The organism is Bradyrhizobium sp. SZCCHNPS1003 (assembly GCF_032381555.1).
Taxonomy (GTDB): domain Bacteria; phylum Pseudomonadota; class Alphaproteobacteria; order Rhizobiales; family Xanthobacteraceae; genus Bradyrhizobium.
On the sequence record NZ_JAUHIU010000019.1, the window covers coordinates 1 to 16,506 of the forward strand.

The 16,506-nt window shown below is 67.8% G+C and carries 12 protein-coding genes; 6 read left to right on the forward strand and 6 right to left on the reverse strand.

The genetic code is table 11. The annotated features are described in order from the left end of the window. Positions 1 to 358 precede the first annotated feature (358 nt). The 6 genes from QX126_RS26855 to QX126_RS26880 all read left to right on the forward strand — a co-directional run bounded on the left by QX126_RS26855 (position 359) and on the right by QX126_RS26880 (position 10,626). Positions 359 to 664, forward strand: coding sequence for a PilZ domain-containing protein (locus tag QX126_RS26855; RefSeq protein WP_008963143.1), 306 nt, complete (start codon positions 359 to 361; stop codon positions 662 to 664). 156 nt (positions 665 to 820) lie between these two features. Continuing rightward, complete coding sequence (locus QX126_RS26860) at positions 821 to 1,543, forward strand: nucleotidyltransferase family protein (RefSeq protein WP_315778422.1); 723 nt, start codon at positions 821 to 823, stop codon at positions 1,541 to 1,543. An 894-nt stretch (positions 1,544 to 2,437) separates the two neighbouring features. Then, positions 2,438 to 5,584, forward strand: a complete 3,147-nt coding sequence (addB, locus tag QX126_RS26865; RefSeq protein WP_315784853.1) for a double-strand break repair protein AddB — start codon at positions 2,438 to 2,440, stop codon at positions 5,582 to 5,584. Then, the gene (addA, locus tag QX126_RS26870; RefSeq protein WP_315784855.1) at positions 5,578 to 9,051 is read left to right on the forward strand and encodes a double-strand break repair helicase AddA; all 3,474 of its coding nucleotides are present in this window, start codon (positions 5,578 to 5,580) and stop codon (positions 9,049 to 9,051) included. The genes addB and addA overlap by 7 nt, the downstream gene beginning before the upstream one ends. Before the next feature lie 98 nt (positions 9,052 to 9,149). Further along, entirely contained in the window at positions 9,150 to 9,470 is a 321-nt protein-coding gene (gene trxA / locus QX126_RS26875; protein WP_015663255.1) for a thioredoxin, read from the forward strand. Between the two features lie 142 nt (positions 9,471 to 9,612). After that, positions 9,613 to 10,626 (forward strand): ATP-dependent DNA ligase, encoded by a 1,014-nt coding sequence (locus tag QX126_RS26880; RefSeq protein ID WP_315785038.1) that lies wholly within the window; start codon positions 9,613 to 9,615, stop codon positions 10,624 to 10,626. A gap of 2 nt (positions 10,627 to 10,628) precedes the next feature. Here the strand turns inward: QX126_RS26880 and QX126_RS26885 are convergent, their stop codons facing one another. The 6 genes from QX126_RS26885 to QX126_RS26910 all read right to left on the reverse strand — a co-directional run bounded on the left by QX126_RS26885 (position 10,629) and on the right by QX126_RS26910 (position 16,464). Continuing rightward, positions 10,629 to 11,369: a metallophosphoesterase family protein gene (locus QX126_RS26885; RefSeq protein ID WP_315784858.1), complete on the reverse strand. Its 741-nt coding sequence runs from the start codon at positions 11,367 to 11,369 to the stop codon at positions 10,629 to 10,631. A 12-nt stretch (positions 11,370 to 11,381) separates the two neighbouring features. Then, positions 11,382 to 12,722 (reverse strand): folylpolyglutamate synthase/dihydrofolate synthase family protein, encoded by a 1,341-nt coding sequence (locus tag QX126_RS26890; protein ID WP_315784861.1) that lies wholly within the window; start codon positions 12,720 to 12,722, stop codon positions 11,382 to 11,384. After that, positions 12,719 to 13,657, reverse strand: a complete 939-nt coding sequence (gene accD / locus QX126_RS26895) for an acetyl-CoA carboxylase, carboxyltransferase subunit beta (protein ID WP_315741229.1) — start codon at positions 13,655 to 13,657, stop codon at positions 12,719 to 12,721. The genes QX126_RS26890 and accD overlap by 4 nt, the downstream gene beginning before the upstream one ends. Positions 13,658 to 13,751: 94 nt before the next feature. Then, positions 13,752 to 14,588, reverse strand: a complete 837-nt coding sequence (gene trpA, locus QX126_RS26900; protein ID WP_315784864.1) for a tryptophan synthase subunit alpha — start codon at positions 14,586 to 14,588, stop codon at positions 13,752 to 13,754. Further along, entirely contained in the window at positions 14,585 to 15,808 is a 1,224-nt protein-coding gene (gene trpB, locus QX126_RS26905) for a tryptophan synthase subunit beta (protein WP_315741231.1), read from the reverse strand. The genes trpA and trpB overlap by 4 nt, the downstream gene beginning before the upstream one ends. Beyond that, positions 15,805 to 16,464 carry a phosphoribosylanthranilate isomerase gene (locus QX126_RS26910; protein ID WP_315784867.1) on the reverse strand — a complete coding sequence of 220 codons (660 nt, stop codon included), beginning with the start codon at positions 16,462 to 16,464 and terminating at the stop codon, positions 15,805 to 15,807. Before QX126_RS26910 ends, trpB begins: the two co-directional genes overlap by 4 nt. Positions 16,465 to 16,506: the final 42 nt, after the last annotated feature.

Genomic DNA, 16,506 nt, shown 5'->3' on the forward strand with positions numbered 1-16,506 from the left:
GGAGACAACACAGCAGTGATCGAATAGTGTCAGGGATCAGCCCGGTCCAAAATGTCAGGGATCAACCCGGTCGGTCACCGGGCGAGACTCAAAGTGACGAGCGCAGACCTCTCGCCATCAGCGGCAATCATGACCGCCGGCGGCTGTCAGCTGCCGGTCCGAGTAAACCAACAAATTCCGCATCCGTGGCCCCCCCCACCCCCAACCCCTCCCCGCAAGGGGGAGGGGAGCGGACCGCCGTTGTGGGAAGAGGACGCGCCAAAACCACCCACCCGCGTCGCTTTACCGGTTCTTAGCCATCCCCCCTTACCTTGCGCCCGCGGCGCCGGTTGCGCGCCGCGCATGAATGGAGGTTGCGATGGCAGAGCGGATGAAGGGCGAACGCGTCGTCTTCGAGCGCGGCATCCCGGCTTTCATGATGGGCATCGACGGCACCTGGCGGCGCAACTGCACCATTGAGGACGTCTCGGAGACCGGGGCGAAGCTGACGGTCGAGGGCTCGGTCGAAGGCCTGCACCTGAAGGAGTTCTTCCTGCTGTTGTCGTCGACCGGCTTGGCCTACCGGCGCTGCGAGCTGGCCTGGGTCAATGGCGACCAGATCGGCGTCACCTTCCTGAAGCAGGGCAAGAAGAAGACCAACAAGCGCGCCACAGCGGAGGCCTGACGGCGTACCGGGAGACACGTGCGGCATCCTGCATCGGGACGACGGCGCCGCCGTCGCACATTCGTCATCGCGCCGGGCTATCGCAACCGACCGAGACGATAGATGTTTTTGCGTGGTATGATTCGTGCGTACCACCTTTGATCGAGATTGCCTGAGATGCCCGTCAAGCCGCACAAAGCCATGGTCCTCGCCGCCGGTCTCGGATTGCGCATGCGCCCACTGACGGAGACGATGCCCAAACCGCTGGTGCGCGTCGCCGGCCGCCCGCTGCTCGACCATGTGCTCGACCGCCTCGCCGAAGCCGGGGTCACCGAAGCCGTCGTCAATGTCCACTATCTCGCCGACCAGATCATCGCGCACACGGCCGCGCGCAGCACGCCCCGCGTGATCATCTCCGACGAGCGCGACCAGGTGCTCGGCACCGGCGGCGGCGTCGTCAAGGCGCTGCCGCTGCTCGGCCACGAGCCGTTCTTCCACGTCAACTCCGACACGATGTGGATCGAGGGCGTGCGCCAGAACCTCTCGCGTCTCGCCGACGCGTTCGATCCGGAGCGCATGGACATCATGCTGCTGATGGCGCCGACCGCGACCTCGATCGGCTACGCGGGTCAAGGCGACTACGCGATGCTCGCCGACGGTACCTTGCGCAAGCGCCGGGAGCATCAGGTGGTGCCGTTCGTCTATGCGGGAGCGGCCATCATCTCGCCCGCGATCTTCGATGGCGCGCCGTCGGGCGAGTTCTCGCTGACGAAGATGTTCGACAAGGCGAACGAGCAGGACCGCCTGTTCGGCCTCCGCCTCGAAGGCGTGTGGATGCATGTCGGCACGCCGGCCGCGGTGGCGGAAGCGGAAGAGGCTCTGATGGAGAGTGCGGCGTAGCGGACTGCCCGACGGGCGAATCAAGTCGGTGCATTGCGCGATTTGCTCCGCCTCGTCGGCGCCGACCCTGCGCTGGGATCACTCAAATCATCTGCGTCGAGAAACGATTTTCGTCCGCACATTCAACCCGATCCCGCTCGTCGCATCCGACGCGCACAAAATTCTTCTTTCGCTTTTACAGAATTCATGTTCTCTGATGCGCATCCCGCCTCGTTGCGAGGGGCGTATCGCGATCGTCACGAACGTTGAGCGCGGGATGCGATGGCCTGTCAGGACCGCAGCGTGCTTTCGGGTACGCGGACGAACGGTTCGGGCAGGACGGCGAAATCGTAAGGTCCCGGCATCCCGATGCTGATGCCAAGCCGTGCGGCGGATGAACCGCGCGGCGACGGTGGCTACAAGCCGGCACACCGAGGAGAGGACGTATAAGCCGTCAACCCATCGCGCAGGGAAGGCCGGGTCGTTCCGGCTGAACCTGTGGTTCCTGCCCCGTGCACTCTTTCCCGCACGGGGGCCACGGGCCTCAGCCGAGGCTCGGCCTTCCCTGCGCCCTTGCTTCGGATGAGGGCGGACGATTTGCATCACTCGGGCGCGACGGCGTCGCGAGGGCACAGGGGTTTGTCTCCGGCGCGAGATCTGTACCCACAATGGAGGACGATGCTGGGCGTCCCCGTCATTGCGAGCGGGTGGGCAGCTTGGCTTTCCAGACTCAGTCGTCCCGCGAAAGCGGGCGATGACGGCGGGGGTGAATGGGTCCAGCTGGGCTCATCCGCGCGGCGCGCTCTGAGCCCGCGACAATGGTCACGCACCTGTCAACACCCATCCACACCCCCGATATGACCTGCGGCCGATCGCTCCCTATATAGACGCCTCGAGCAACCCGAATCGCAGGCCATGCGCGTCTTCACCGTTCCCATCTCGGCGCCGTTCCTGCGCAGCGTGATCGCGGCGCTGGTCGACGGCCGGCTGGTCGACGGCTTCGAGGCGCGCAGCGATCCCGCCCGGCTCGCGACCGCGACGCTGTATCTGCCGACGCGGCGCTCCCTGCGGGTGGCGCGCGAGATGTTCCTCGACGAGCTGAAGACCGATGCCGCGGTGCTGCCGCGGCTCGTGGCGCTCGGCGACATCGACGAGGACGAGCTCGCCTTCGCGGAGGATCGCGACGCGTTCCTCGGGCCGGCGCCGCTGGAGATTCCGGAACGGCTCGACGACCTGCAGCGCCGGCTCACCTTGGCGCGGCTGGTGGCGGCCTGGGCCAAGACGCCGGTGTCGGCGCCGCTGGTGATCGGCGGGCCCGCCTCGACGCTGGCCCTGGCCGGCGACCTGGCGCGGCTGATCGACGACATGGTGACGCGCGGCGTGTCCTGGGATGCGCTCGATGCGCTGGTGCCGGATCAGCTCGACAAATACTGGCAGTATTCGCTCGAGTTCCTGCGTATCGCGCGGACCGCGTGGCCGGCCTATCTGCAGGAGATCGAGCGCATCGAGCCGGCGGCGCGGCGCGATCTGCTGATCGCGGCCGAAGCGGCGCGGCTGTCGGCGCAACCCGATGGTCCCGTCATTGCCGCAGGCTCCACCGGCTCGATGCCGGCCACGGCAAAGTTCCTGCTGGCGGTGGCGAAGCTGCCGCATGGTGCTGTCGTGCTGCCGGGGCTCGACACCGATCTGGACGAAACCGCGTGGAGTTCGATCGGCGGCAGCAAAGATCGCGGCGGCCGCGTGCTGACGCCACCCGCCGTCAACCATCCACAATATGCGATGCACCTGCTGCTCAAACGCTTCGGCCTGGAGCGGCGCGACGTGGTCCGTCTCGCCCCAACCGGCCGCGGTGGCCGCGAGGTGCTGATCTCCGAAGCGATGCGGCCGTCGGAAGCGACGGCGATGTGGCACGAGCGGCTGCGCCAGTTCGACATCGCCGCCAACATCGCCGAAGCAATGGACAATCTCGCTGTCGTCGCGGCCCCCAATCCGGAGATGGAGGCGCTGGCGATTGCGATCGCGATGCGCGAGGCGCGCCATCTCGGCAAATCGGCCGCGCTGGTGACGCCGGACCGCGCGCTGGCGCGCCGGGTGATGGCGGCGCTGACGCGCTGGCACCTGACGTTTGACGATTCCGGTGGTGACGCGCTGCTGGAGACGCCGGCCGGCATCTTCGCCCGCCTCGCGGCGGAAGCTGCAGCGCGCGGGCTGGAGCCGCCGACCTTGCTGGCTCTGCTCAAGCATCCGCTGTGCCGGCTCGGCCGCGCCGCGAATGGCTGGAAGAGTGCCATCGAGACGCTGGAGCTCGCCATGCTCCGCGGCACGCGGCCACAAGCCGGAAGCAGCGGGCTTGCGCGCGACTTCGCGCGCTTCCGCGACGAGCACACCAAGCTGCACCAGGGCGAAGCATCATCGCTGCACAAGGCCGAGCCGCGCGCGCGTCTCAGTCCCGAGCAGCTCGACCGCGCCGGCGCGCTGATTGCGCAATTGCAGACGGCCTTGGCGCCGCTCGAAAACCTCGCCTCGCCGCGCCCGCAGGATTTCGCCGAGCTCGCCGCGCGGCATCGCGAGGTGCTGATCGCGCTGTCGACCGACGATGTCGGTCTCAGCACCGCCTTCACCGATCGCGACGGCGCCGCGCTGGCGCGCTGCTTCGACGACCTGCTCGCGTCCGGCGAGCGCTGCGGCCTGATGGCGCCGCTGTCGGACTATCCGGATCTGTTCCATACTGCCTTCTCCGATCGCGCGGTGCGCCGCCCCGAGCGCCACGGTGCGCAATTGCAGATCTATGGTCCGCTCGAAGCGCGGTTGATGCAGGCCGATCGCATGATCATCGGCGGCTTGATCGAGGGCGTGTGGCCACCGGCGCCGCGCATCGATCCCTGGCTCAGCCGCCCGATGCGGCATCAGCTCGGCCTCGATCTGCCCGAGCGCCGCATCGGCCTGTCGGCGCACGACTTCGCCCAACTGCTCGGCGCGCCCGAGGTGATCCTGACGCACGCCGCCAAGTCCGGCGGCGCGCCGGCCGTGGCCTCGCGCTTCCTGCACCGTCTCGAAGCCGTCGCCGGCGCCGAGCGCTGGAAGGCGGCGACCGCGCGCGGCGAGACTTACGTCCGCTATGCCGAGGTGCTCGACCAGCCGGCCGCGGTGAAGCCGGTCGAACAGCCGGCGCCGAAGCCGCCGCTGGCAGCACGGCCGCTGCGCATGTCGGTGACCGCCATCGAGGACTGGCTGCGCGATCCCTACACCATCTTCGCGCGCTACATCCTGCGGCTCGATCCGCTCGATCCTGTCGACATGCCACTGTCGGCGGCCGATCGCGGCTCGGCGATTCACGAAGCGATCGGCGAATTCACGCAGACTTATGCTGATGCCCTGCCGCTGCATCCGGCGCATGCGCTGCGCGTCATCGGCGAGAAACACTTTGCGCCGCTGATGGAGCGGCCCGAGGCGCGGGCATTGTGGTGGCCGCGTTTCCAGCGCATCGCCGGCTGGTTCGCGGCGTGGGAGACCGCGCGGCGCGCGCAGATCGGCGCCATCACCGCGGAGATCCGCGGCGAGATCGGCATTCCCTTGGATCAGGGCCGCACCTTCATCCTGTCGGCGCGCGCCGACCGCATCGAACAGCGTGCCGAGGGCACCTACGCCATTCTCGACTACAAGACTGGCCAGCCGCCGACGGCCAAGCAGGTGCGCATGGGGCTGTCGCCGCAGCTCACACTCGAAGCCGCGATCCTGCGCGAAGGCGGCTTCGAGGGCATCCCGGCCGGCAGCATGATCAGTCAGCTCGTTTATGTCAGGCTGTCCGGCAACAATCCGCCAGGCGAAGAGCGCATCCTCGAGCTGAAGATCAACAAGAGCGACACGCCGCAGCACCCGGACCAGGCCGCGCAGGAGGCGCGCGCCAAGCTCGAAGCACTGATCCGCAGCTTCGAGGATGTCAATCAAGGCTACACCTCGCTGAACCTGTCGATGTGGGCGAACCGCTACGGCAGCTATGACGACCTCGCCCGCATCAAGGAATGGTCGGCGGCCGGCGGACTGGGAGTCGAAGAATGGTGAAGGCACCCCGCCCCATTCCGCAGGCCGTGCGCGACGCGCAGACGCGCGCGTCGAATCCGGCGGCGTCGGCCTTCGTGTCGGCGAATGCCGGCTCGGGCAAGACGCATGTGCTGGTGCAGCGCGTGATCCGACTGCTGCTCGACGGCGTGCCGCCGGAGAAGATCCTCTGCATCACCTTCACCAAGGCCGCCGCCGCCAACATGGCCGAGCGCGTGTTCTCGACGCTCGGCCATTGGGTGACGCTCGACGACGACGCGCTCGACAGCGCGATCCAATCCACCGGCATCCCAAACCCCGACAAGAAGCTGCGGGCGTCGGCGCGAAAGCTGTTCGCCAGCGCGCTGGAGACGCCGGGCGGGCTGAAGGTGCAGACCATTCACGCGCTGTGCACGCGGCTGCTGCAACAGTTCCCGTTCGAAGCCAACGTGCCGGCGCGGTTCTCGGTGCTCGACGAGCGCGACCAGACCGAGATGATGGAGCGCGCCAATCTCAAGGTGCTGCTCGACGCCGCGCGGGCGCCCGACAGCGCGGTCGGCCGCGCGCTGCAGGTGGCGATGGCCAATGCGGCGGACTCGACCTTCAAGGAGGTCGTGCGCGACGCCTGTCTCAGCCGCGATCACTTCATGGCCTGGACCGATGGCGCGGGGCGCGTCGAGGTCGCGGCGCAACAGCTCGGCGAGGTGCTCGGCATCGGCGCCGACGAGACGCTGGAAGCCATCGAGCGCGACATTGTCGACGGCCCCAATCTGCCACTGAGGGACTGGACCGACATCGCCGGCCGGCTCGACGGCGGCGCCAAGACCGACCAGAAGCAGGCCGAGCAGTTGCGCGCGGCGCTGGCGTTCTCGGGCGCCGATCAGGTCGATGAATATCTCCGCGTATTCCTGACCGAGGACAAGGAGCCGCGGAAGTCCCTGCTCACCAAGAAGTTCGCCGACGCCAATCCCGGCATCGCCGGCCTGTTCGAATCGGAAGCGCGCCGGCTCGATCGCCTGATCGAGAAGCGCCGCGCGGCAGTCGTGCGCGACCGCACCGAGGCGCTGCTGCAGATCGCGACCGCGGCGGCTGCGAACTATCGCCGCGAGAAGGAGGAACGCGGTCTGCTCGACTATGACGACCTGATCGACAAGACCCTGGCAATGCTCAACCGAGTCTCCGCCGGCTGGGTGCACTACAAGCTCGACCGCGGCGTCGATCACGTGCTGATCGACGAGGCGCAGGACACGAGCCCACGGCAATGGGACATTGTCGCCCACATCATCGAAGAGTTCACCGCCGGCGCCGGGGCGCGCGACGGACTCACGCGTACGATCTTCGCGGTGGGCGACGAGAAGCAGTCGATCTTCTCGTTCCAGGGCGCCGACCCGCACGAGTTCGATGCGCGCCGGCGACAGTTGCAGAAGCGCTTCACCGATGCCGGACTGCTGTTCGATCCGGTGTCCTTCACCTATTCGTTCCGCTCCGGGCCGACGGTGCTGCACGCGGTCGACCACGTGTTCCGCGAGCGCGACGTCTACAGCAGCATTCACTCGCCTGACATCGGCCATCCCATCCACAACGCGCTGACCGATGCCGGACCGAGTATGGTCGAGCTGTGGAGCCTGTGCGAGCGCGACGACCGCAAGGAGATCGAGGGCTGGCGTGCGCCGTTCGACGGCGTCTCCGTCACCAGCCCCGAGGTCAAGCTTTCCAGGCACATCCAGGCCGAGATCAAGCGGCTGATTTCGACGGGCACGATGACCGGCCATGACGGCGCGCGGCGGCGGCTGAGCTATGGCGACATGCTGATCCTGGTGCGCCGGCGCGGCAACGCATTCGATGCTGTCATCCAGGCGCTCAAGCACGCGGGCATCCCCGTGGCGGGCGCCGACCGGCTCAAGCTGACCGAGCACATCGCGATCATCGACCTGATGAACCTCGCCGACGCGCTGCTGCTGCCGCAGGACGATCTGGCGCTGGCGACCGCGCTGAAGAGCCCGTTGTTCGGGCTCGACGACGACGATCTGTTCAAGCTCGCCTGGCAGCGCCGCGGGTCCTTGCGAGATGCGCTCGTCGCGCACGCGACAACGGACGAGCGGCTGCAGGGCGTGGTGCGCCGGCTCCAGCAATGCGAGCGCCGTGCCGCCGAGGACACGCCGTTCGCCTTCTATGCCTGGCTGCTCGGCGGCGATGGCGGCCGGCGACGCGTCCTGGCGCGGCTGGGTCACGAGGCCAATGACGCCCTCGACGAATTCCTCGAGCTCGCGCTGTCCTACGAGCGCAAGGCGCCGGCCTCGCTGCAGGGCTTCCTCGCCTGGCTGCGCGCCGCCGACACCGAGGTGAAGCGCGACATGGAGATCTCGCGCGACGAGATCAGGGTGATGACCGTGCACGGCGCCAAGGGCCTCGAGGCGTCCGTCGTCTTCCTGGTCGACACCACCTCGTCGCCGGCGGATTCGCAGCGGCTGCGGCTGATCCACGTGCCGCATGGCGAGCAGGAGATCGTGGTCTGGGCCGGGCGCAAGGCCGACGATCCGCAAGCCGTCGCGGCGGCACGCGTGGCGATGCTCAAGGAGACCGAGGACGAGTATCGCCGGCTGCTCTATGTCGCGATGACCCGCGCCGCGGATCGGCTGGTCATCGGCGGCTGCATGCCGGGCAACATGAACAACGTCCGCGGCGGCAGCTGGTACGACCTGATGGCGCGCGGGCTCGATGCCGCGGAGCTGCAGGTCGAGGTGATCGAAACCGAAGACGGACCGGTCAAGCGCTATGCGCGGGCCGAGGACATCGCGGAAACCGCTGCTGACGAAACGCGGCGCATGGTGGGGACGGCGGTCGAGCTGCCGGCTTGGCTGCGCACGGCGGCGGCGGAGGCGCCCGGCGAGGTCGCCGTGCTCAGGCCGTCCGATCCATCCGCCGACGAGCGGCCGGTGCGCACGGGCGAATCGCTGGCGGCGCGCAGTCTTGCGATGCAGCGCGGCACGCTGGTGCATCGCCTGCTGCAGTCGCTGCCCGACGTGGCGCCGGAGCGGCGGCGCGATGCCGCGCTGCGATATCTGGTTCGCAACGCCGCCGACTGGCCGGACGATGACCGTGCGGGTCTCGCGGACCGCGTGCTCGCCGTCATCGAAGACCCGCGCTTTGCCGCGGTGTTCGCGGCCGGGAGCCGGGCGGAAGTCTCGATCGTGGGCCGCCTCGCACTGGCCGGCCAGCCGCCGGCGCTGGTCTCCGGCCAGATCGACCGACTGGTGGTGACCGAGGCCGAGGTGCTGATCGTCGACTTCAAGACCAACCAGCAGCCGCCCGCGGAGCTGGCCGAGGTGCCCCCAGCCTATGTCCGGCAGCTCGCGCTGTACCGCGCCGTGCTCGGCCAATTGTACCCCGGGCGCGCCGTCCGGGCCGCCCTGCTCTGGACCGAAGCCGCTGAATTCATGGAGCTTCCGGCCTCCGCGCTGGACGCCATGCTGCCATCCCAGCACGTCTGAGTGAGCCCGCTTGACCCGGCATCACGCCATTCCTAATTTGACGCCCACGCAGAAGCGGCGCGTCCGCGCCGCTTCCTCCAACCGAACGAGGTAATCCCATGGCCGTTGGCAAGGTTTCCGACGCCGATTTCGAAAGCGAAGTGCTCAAGGCCGACGGCCCGGTCGTGGTCGACTTCTGGGCCGAGTGGTGCGGCCCGTGCCGCATGATCGCGCCGGCCCTCGACGAGATCTCGAGCGCGATGGGCGACAAGGTCAAGATCGTGAAGTTGAACGTCGACGAGAGCCCGAAGACGGCCTCGAAGTACGGCGTGATGTCGATCCCCACCCTGATGGTGTTCAAGGGCGGCGAGATGGCCTCGCGCCAGGTCGGCGCCGCGCCGAAGGCGAAGCTGCAGCAGTGGATCTCGTCGGCGGTGTGACGCGTCGAGAACCGTGATTTTTGTCGAGCGGCCGGCGGAATCGCCGGCCGTTCGCGTTGAGGGGTGTGAGTCAGCGTTTTCGGATGTCGTCATGCCCGCCCGCGCCCATCGCTCGTCCTCCCGCAAATCCGGCCTGCTGGCCATGGAGGCGCGCTCGGTGGATGCAATCCCGCGCGGCGAGGACTGGCAATACGAGCCGAAATGGGACGGCTTCCGTTGCCTGCTGACGCGCGACGGCGCAACGGTGACGATGCAGTCGAAGGCCGGCGAGGACCTCACGCGCTACTTCCCCGAGGTCGTCGCTGCGGCGCGCGAGCTGAAGGCGACCAGCTTCACACTCGACGGCGAGCTGGTGGTGCCACAGGGCAAGAGCTTCGCGTTCGACGCGCTGCTGCAGCGGATTCATCCCGCCGCGAGCCGGGTGAAGAAGCTCTCAATCGAGACGCCGGCGCTGTTCCTCGCCTTCGACCTGCTGGCGACCGCGAAGGACAAGGAGCTGATGACACAGACGCTGCAGGAACGGCGACCGGTGCTGGAAGCGTTCGCGAAGGCGAACTTCGCCGGACATCCGAGTTTCCGGCTGTCGCCGGCGACGAGGCGCTTCGCGACCGCGCAAAGCTGGCTGGCGCAGTCCGGCGGCGGCTCGGATGGCGTGATCGCCAAGCGCGTCGACCTGCCCTACCAGGCCGGCAACCGCGAGGGCATGCAGAAGATCAAGCGCTACCGCTCAGCCGACTGCGTGATCGGCGGCTTCCGTTACGCCACCAACAAGGGCGCCAACGGGCGCAAGCTGGTCGGCTCGCTGCTGCTCGGGCTCTACGACGATGACGGCCTGCTGCACCACGTCGGCTTCACCTCCGCGCTCAAGAAGGAGGAGAAGCCCGCGCTGACCGACAAGCTCGAGCCGCTGATCTCGCCGCCCGGCTTCACCGGCAATACGCCGGGCGGGCCGAGCCGGTGGTCGACCGAGCGCTCGGCGGAATGGTGTCCGCTGAAGCCGAAGCTGGTGATCGAGGTCTGCTACTACCATTTCTCCGGCGAGCGCTTTCGCCACGGCACCTCGATCCTGCGCTGGCGCCCCGACAAGTCGCCGCGGCAGTGCACCTTCGAGCAGCTCAGGCAGAAGGTTGCTGATCCCTTGAAGCTGCTCGCGTGAGGTCAGCGGATCCAGCCGGTCGCGAGCGCAGCGGCAAACTCGCCGTCACCATTGGCGCGCGCGAGCGCGGCCATGGCCTGGTGATCATAGGGCACGTGGCGGAAGGTCACGCTCCAGCCGGCCGACCGCTGCTCCAGGATCGCGTAGCGCGCATCGGGCGTGCCCGCTTCGACGACATGCGGATGCGGCACGTCGTAGGAATAGCCGGGACTGCCGACGCTACCGGGATTGACGATCAGCCGCCCGTCGCGCAGGCGCACCGCGCGAGCCGTGTGCGTATGGCCGCACAGGATCAGCGGCTGCGAGATATCAGCGGCAAGTTTCTCGATCGCATCGAGCGGCGCGCAAGTGATCGCACCGTCCTGAGCGACGCTCTCGAGCCAGTAGACGTTATCGTCGTCGGGCGTCGCGTGACAAAGGAAGGCCTGGTCCCGATAGACGGCGGTTGCCGGGATCGCGCGCAGCCAGTCGAGATGATCAGCTTCGAGCTGGGCGTAGGCGGGTCGCTCCCAAGCCCCCATCTTCTCCGGCGGCCGATCGATCAGCCAGCGGTCATGATTGCCGCGCACATGCATCGCCTCAAGCGGCATTAGCAAGTCCATTGTCTTGCGCGCGTCGAGCGGACCACTGGCCATGTCGCCGAGGTTGACGATATCAGTCACGCCTTGCGCCCGGATGTCGGCCAGCACGGCTTCGAGCGCGAGATGGTTGCCGTGGACGTCTGCGATCGCGGCAAAGCGCATGCGCTATTCCCCTCAGGTCGGCGGCGTGCCGTTGAGGTCGAGCACGTGCCCTGCGAGATAGAGCGACCCCGTGATCAGGATACGCGGCGGGACCTCATAGGCAAGCCGCGCGATGCTGGCGAGCGCGGACGCGACGCCATCGGCGATCTCGACGCGCATGCCGAGCGTGCGCGCGGCGGCGGCCAGATCAGCCGGCGCCATCGCCTTGCTCTCATTGGGTATCGGCACGACGATGATGTGCCGCGTCAGGCCCGCGAAATTGGCGAGGAACGCCGCCGCATCCTTGTTGCCCATCATCCCGACGATCACGACGAGCTGCCGCGACACGCGTTCCTCGAGGTCGCCGATCGCCGCCGCAACGACGCGGCCGCCGTCCGCGTTGTGGCCGCCATCGAGCCAGATCTCCGCGCCCTGCGGGGCGATGGCGGTGAGCGCACCGCTCGACAGCCGCTGCATGCGCGCCGGCCATTCAGCGCCGACGATGCCGTCCTCGAACGCCTTGGTGGTGAGCTTGAACTGATCGACCGCGCGCAAGGTCGCGATCGCGAGGCCCGCATTGTCGAACTGATGCCGGCCGAACAGTTTTGGCGCCGGAAGATCAAGAAGACCACGGTCGTCCTGATAGACGAGCCGGTTGCGCTCGACACTGACGTGCCAGCTCTCGCCGGCGGCAAACAACGGCGCGCGCTGGCGCCTGGCCTCACGCTCGATCACGGCCATGGCATCGGGCTCCTGCGCGGCCGAGATCACCGGACAGCCGCGCTTGATGATGGCGGCCTTCTCGGCCGCGATCAGCGCGCGGGTGTCGCCGAGAAATTCCATGTGGTCCATGCCGATCGGGGTCAGCACCGACGCTGCGACCTGCTCGAGCACATTGGTGGAATCCAGCCGGCCGCCGAGGCCGACCTCGAGCAGCACGACATCGGCCGGATGCTTCGCGAACAGCACGAACGCTGCGACGGTCTTGACCTCGAAGAAGGTGATCGGCGCGCCGGCATTGACCCGCTCGCATTCCAGCAGCGCGGAGATCAGCGCCTCGTCGTCGACGAGGACGCCGCCGCCGACCTTGCCGAGCCGATAGCTCTCGTTGATGCGCACCAGCCAGGGCGAGGTGAAGACGTGGACGCGCAGGCCCGCCGCTTCGAGCATGGCACGGAGATAGGCGACAGTGGAGCCCTTGCCGTTGGTGCCGGCGACGTGGATCACCGGCGGCAGCTTGCGCTCGGGATGACCGAGCTGGCCGAGCAGCCGGTGCATGCGTTCGAGCCCGAGCGAAATCTTGCTCGGATGCAGCACGGACAGCCGCGCGATCAACTCGTCGAGCGAGGGCGGTGACTTGGCGAGATCGTTCACGCGGTCGGCGCGACCGCCGGCGCATCCGCCGCCTCAACGGCCTTCGCCGGCGGCGGCAGCTGCGGCGCGGGCTTGGCGTGTTCGACAGCCGGCGCCTTGGTCAGCAGGCGACACAGCCGCGCCAGGGTCGGGCGCAGGTCATGACGATGCACGACCATGTCGACCATGCCGTGGTCCAGGAGGTATTCAGCGCGCTGGAAACCTTCGGGCAGCTTCTCGCGAATGGTCTGCTCGATCACCCGGGCGCCGGCGAACCCGATCAGCGCGCCGGGCTCGGCGATGTGGACGTCGCCGAGCATCGCGTAGGACGCGGTGACGCCGCCGGTGGTCGGATTGGTCTGCACGACGATGTAGGGCAGCTTGGCCTCGCGCAGCATCTGCACGGCCACCGTCGTGCGCGGCATCTGCATCAAGGACAGGATGCCTTCCTGCATGCGCGCGCCACCGGAGGCCGCGAACACGATGAACGGCGACTTCTTCTCGACCGCGAGCTCGAGGCCACGCACGATCGCTTCGCCCGCGGCCATGCCGAGCGAGCCGCCCATGAAATCGAAATCCTGCACGGCGATGACAACGCCCATGCCTTCGAGCTTGCCGAAGCCGACCTTGACCGCATCGTTCATGCCGGTCCGCGCCCGGGCATCCTTGATGCGATCGGCATAGCGGCGCTCGTCACGGAATTTCAGCGGATCGGGCGTCACCTCGGGCAGGGCGACGTCGAACCAGGTCTCGTTGTCGAACATCGACTTCAGCCGCGCCACCGCGCCCATGCGCATGTGGTAGTTGGAGCCGGGAATGACGAACTGGTTGGCCTCGACGTCCTTGTAGAACACGAGCTGTCCGGAATCCGGGCACTTGATCCAGAGGTTCTCCGGCGTCTCGCGGCGCAGGATGTTGCGGATCTTCGGCCGGACCACGTTGGTAAGCCAGTTCATGTGTCGCTCCGTGTTGCGGTCGCCCGGATATATGGCGGGACGGCGGGGTCACGGCAAGACGGCCGCGACGCCCGGTCGAATAGTGGTTGACGGCCTATTCCGCGGCCTGTTGCGCCCCGTGCACGCCCCTTGCCAGCGCAGCGGCCAGATCGGCAACGGCGCTCACGGTCTTGGCAGTCGCGCGTCCCTCGGCATCGAGGCTGGCGCGGAGCGCATCGACCAGGGCGGTGCCGACCACGGCGCCATCGGCATTGGCGGCGATGGCGCGGGCGGTCTCCGGTGTCCGGATGCCGAAGCCGACGCAGACGGGCAGCTCCGTATGCCGCTTGATCCGGGCCACGGCGGCTCCAACAGCGGACGAATCGGCCGCCGCCGCGCCGGTAATGCCGGTGATCGAGACGTAGTAGACGAAGCCCGAGGTGTTCGCGAGCACGGCCGGCAGCCGCTTATCATCGGTCGTCGGCGTCGCCAGCCGGATGAAATTCAGCCCGGCCTTCAGGGCGGGAATGCACAGCTCGCTGTCTTCCTCCGGCGGCAGGTCGACGATGATCAGGCCGTCGACGCCGGCGCTCTTCGCATCATCGAGGAACTTGTCGACGCCGTAGATGTAGATCGGGTTGTAGTAGCCCATCAGCACGATCGGCGTGTCAGCATCGCTCTCGCGGAAGCTGCGCACCAGTCGCAGCGTCTTCCTCATGGTCATCCCCGCCTTGAGCGCGCGCAGACCCGCCGCCTGGATCGACGGACCATCGGCCATCGGATCGGTGAACGGCATGCCGATCTCGATGATATCGGCGCCCGCCTGCGGCAGCGCCTTGACGATGGCGAGCGACGTCTCGGGATCGGGATCACCACCCATGACGAAGGTGACGAACGCCGAGCGGCCTTCCTGCTTCAACTGCGCGAAGCGCGCATCCATCCGGCTGGTCACGATGCCTTCGCCCTTCCTCGCAGGATATCGCCGACCTGCGGCACGTCCTTGTCGCCGCGGCCGGACATGTTGACCACCATCAAGTGGTCTTTCGGCTTCTTCGGCGCGAGCTCCATGACCTTGGCGATCGCGTGCGCCGGCTCCAGCGCGGGAATGATGCCCTCGAGCCGCGACAGCAGCTGGAACGCCGCAAGCGCCTCCTCGTCGGTCGCCGACAAATAGTTCACGCGGCCGACGTCGTGCAGCCAGGAATGCTCTGGGCCGATGCCGGGGTAATCAAGACCGGCCGAGATCGAATGCGCCTCCTCGATCTGCCCGTCCTCGTCCATCAGCAGATAGGTTCGGTTGCCGTGCAGCACACCGGGGCGGCCGCCGGCGATCGAGGCGGCGTGCAGATGCGTCAGGCCGTGGCCCGCCGCTTCGACGCCATAGATCTCGACCGAGGGATCATCGAGGAACGGATGGAACAGGCCCATCGCATTGGAGCCGCCGCCGATGCAGGCAATCAGCGAGTCCGGCAGCCGGCCCTCGGCCTCCTGCATCTGCGTGCGCGTCTCGTTGCCGATCACCGACTGGAAGTCGCGCACCATCATCGGATAGGGGTGCGGGCCGGCGACGGTACCGATGCAATAAAACGTGTCGTGGACGTTGGTGACCCAGTCACGCAGCGCCTCGTTCATCGCGTCCTTCAGGGTCTTCGCACCGGACTGCACCGGCACCACTTTGGCGCCGAGCATCTCCATGCGGATCACGTTGGGCTGCTGCCGCTCGACGTCGACCGCGCCCATGTAGACGACGCAATCGAGACCGAAGCGCGCGCACAGCGTCGCCGTCGCCACGCCGTGCTGGCCGGCGCCGGTCTCGGCGATGATGCGCTTCTTGCCCATGCGGCGCGCGACCATGATCTGGCCGAGCACGTTGTTGACCTTGTGCGAGCCGGTGTGATTGAGCTCCTCGCGCTTGAAGTAGATCTTGGCGCCGCCGAGATGCTCGGTCAGGCGCTCTGCGTAGTACAGCGGCGAGGGCCGGCCCACGTAGTTCTTCAGATAGCCGTTCATCTCGGCATGAAACGCGGGATCGGCCTTGGCCTCCGCATAGGCCTTTTCCAGATCGAGGATCAGCGGCATCAGGGTTTCGGCGACGAAGCGGCCGCCGAAGATGCCGAAGTGACCGCGGTCGTCCGGACCGCTGCGGTAGGAATTGGGAATGGCTGTCGTCATTGAACGCTCAACTCTTCAGCGGCCCGCGCCGCGCGAATGAAATCCCGGATCATGTCGCAATCCTTCACACCCGGCGCCCGCTCGACGCCCGATGACACGTCGACGCCGCCCGCGCGGGTGATCCGCACGGCCTCGGCGACGTTGTCGACGCTCAGGCCGCCAGAGACCATGAACGGGCGATCGAGCTTCAGGCCCTGTAGCAGACGCCAATCGAAGGTGGCACCGAGGCCGCCGGGGCGGGTCGCATCCTTGGGCGCCCGCGCATCGAACAGGATGCGATCGCACACATCGGCATAGCCCGCCAGCGGCGCGAGATCGGCGGCGGTCGCGACCGGGATGGCCTTCATGACGGGCAGGCCGAAGCGCTGCTTGAGGTCACGGATGCGCGCGACGCTTTCACGTCCGTGCAGCTGCAAGAGATCGGGGTGCAGGGTCTCGACGATGTTCTCGACAGTCGTGTCGTCGGCATCGACGGTCAGCGCCACCTTGAGCGCGCGGCCCCTGACGTCACGACCCAGCTCACGCGCGGCCGTCAGACCGACATGGCGTGGGGACGGCGGAAAGAACACGAAGCCCACCATGTCGGCGCCCGCGTCGAGCGCCGCAGCGAGGGTGTCGGGCGTAGTCAGGCCGCAGATTTTGACGATCAGGGACATCGATGAACAACGCACGTCCGGGCGGAAGGGATCACCAGAAGC

Excerpts from the sequence above, each read along its gene's own strand:
- QX126_RS26855 (WP_008963143.1), top strand. The coding sequence starts at position 359 with ATGGCAGAGCGGATGAAGGGCGAACGCGTCGTCTTCGAGCGCGGCATC.
- QX126_RS26860 (WP_315778422.1), top strand. The coding sequence starts at position 821 with ATGCCCGTCAAGCCGCACAAAGCCATGGTCCTCGCCGCCGGTCTCGGA.
- addB (WP_315784853.1), top strand. The coding sequence starts at position 2,438 with ATGCGCGTCTTCACCGTTCCCATCTCGGCGCCGTTCCTGCGCAGCGTG.
- addA (WP_315784855.1), top strand. The coding sequence starts at position 5,578 with ATGGTGAAGGCACCCCGCCCCATTCCGCAGGCCGTGCGCGACGCGCAG.
- trxA (WP_015663255.1), top strand. The coding sequence starts at position 9,150 with ATGGCCGTTGGCAAGGTTTCCGACGCCGATTTCGAAAGCGAAGTGCTC.
- QX126_RS26880 (WP_315785038.1), top strand. The coding sequence starts at position 9,613 with ATGGAGGCGCGCTCGGTGGATGCAATCCCGCGCGGCGAGGACTGGCAA.
- QX126_RS26885 (WP_315784858.1), bottom strand. The coding sequence starts at position 11,369 with ATGCGCTTTGCCGCGATCGCAGACGTCCACGGCAACCATCTCGCGCTC.
- accD (WP_315741229.1), bottom strand. The coding sequence starts at position 13,657 with ATGAACTGGCTTACCAACGTGGTCCGGCCGAAGATCCGCAACATCCTG.
- trpB (WP_315741231.1), bottom strand. The coding sequence starts at position 15,808 with ATGACGACAGCCATTCCCAATTCCTACCGCAGCGGTCCGGACGACCGC.
- QX126_RS26910 (WP_315784867.1), bottom strand. The coding sequence starts at position 16,464 with ATGTCCCTGATCGTCAAAATCTGCGGCCTGACTACGCCCGACACCCTC.